Origin of the sequence: Micromonospora sp. ANENR4, from assembly GCF_015354395.1 — a bacterium.
Lineage (GTDB): Bacteria > Actinomycetota > Actinomycetes > Mycobacteriales > Micromonosporaceae > Micromonospora > Micromonospora aurantiaca.
The window spans coordinates 1-1,636 of the sequence record NZ_JADKYQ010000036.1 but is presented as its reverse complement, the minus strand read 5'-3'; the positions used below and the strand labels follow the sequence as shown (position 1 = coordinate 1,636).

At 74.1% G+C, this 1,636-nt stretch carries 1 protein-coding gene; it reads left to right on the top strand.

The genetic code is table 11. The features are described from left to right. A partial coding sequence (locus IRY44_RS30385) for a condensation domain-containing protein (protein WP_228533119.1) occupies positions 1–1,636 on the top strand: 1,636 nt, incomplete at both ends.

Below are 1,636 nucleotides of genomic sequence, written 5' to 3'. Positions count from 1 at the left end.
CCTGGTCGCCTACCTGGCCGCGGACGGCGTGACCGCCGACGAGGTACGGCGGTGGCTGGGCGAGCGGCTGCCCGAGTTCATGGTGCCGGCGGTGGTGATCGTCCTCGACGAACTGCCGCGCACCGTCGGCGGCAAGGTCGACCGGGACCGGCTCCCGGACCCGGAGGGCCACCGTCCGGACGTGAGCGTGGGCTTCGAGGGCCCGCGTAACCCGACCGAGGAGGCGATCGCGGACGTCTGGCGGCAGGTGCTGCGGGTCGACCGGATCGGCATCCACGACGACTTCTTCGACCTGGGCGGCCACTCCCTGCTCGCCACCCTCGCGGTGGCCCGCCTGGTGAAGGCGCTCGACCGTCCCGTCGACGTGCGGACCTTCTTCGCCCACCCGACCATCGCCGAGTTCGCCGCCGCGCTGCCCGCGTCCACCGCCGGCGCCGCGCCCGCGATCACCCGGCTCCGGCGCAGCGGCGACTTCCCGCTCTCGTTCGCGCAGGAGCGGATGTGGTTCCTGCACCGGCTGGAGCCCGACGCGCCCGACTACATGGCGGCGCTGGCCTGGCGGGTGGACGGACCGCTGCACCGGGACCGGCTCGACCGGGCGCTGCGGCAGCTCGTCGACCGCCACGAGTCGCTGCGGACCACCTTCCCGGTGGTCGACACGCAGCCGGTGCAGCGGGTCGCCGCCATCGGCGACGTGACCGCCGACTGGTACGACACCCGATCCGCCGCCGACCCGTACACCGAGGCGGTGACGCAGGCCGAGCGGGAGCTGCACCGCCCGTTCGACCTGGCGTCCGGCCCGCTGTTCCGGGCCCTGGTCTGGCAGCTCGGGCCGGAGGACCACCTGCTCGTGCTGGCCATGCACCACATCGTCTCCGACGGCTGGTCGATGGGCGTGCTGGTACGCGAACTGGGCGCCACGTACGCCGGGGAGTCGCTGCCGGAACTGCCGGTGCAGTACGCCGACTACGCCGGCTGGCAGCGCCGGGAACTCACCGGCGAGCGGCTCGACACCGAACTGGCCCACTGGCGGGAGCGGCTGGCCGGCCTGCCCGCGCTGGAGCTGCCCACCGACCGGCCCCGGCCGGCCCGCCCGTCCTGGGCCGGCGCGACCCACGAGTTCACCCTGGACCCCGAACTGGTGGCCGCGCTGGAGCGGATCGGCCGCGCGCACGGCGCCACGCTCTACATGACGCTGCTGGCCGCCTTCCAGGCGGTGCTGGCTCGCTGGACCGGGCAGGACGACTTCGGCGTCGGGGTGCCGGTGGCCGGGCGCACCCGGCCCGAGGTGGAGAACGTCATCGGCTTCTTCGTCAACACAGTGGTGATGCGCGCCGACCTGAGCGGCGACCCGACGTTCACCGAGCTGCTCGGCCGGGTCCGTGACCGGGCGCTGGACGCCTACCAGTACCAGGAGCTCCCCTTCGAGCGGGTGGTGGAGGAGCTGCGCCCCGACCGGGAGGCAGGCCGGACCCCGCTGTTCCAGGCCATGTTCGACCTGGAGGTGCGCTCGATCGCCGCGCCCCGGCTCGGCGCCGCGCGGCTGCGTCCCGCCGAGATCCCGTTCGACGTCACCAAGTTCGACCTGATGGTCACCTTCACCACCGACCCCGGCGCGGCCGGCGGCTTCGTGCAG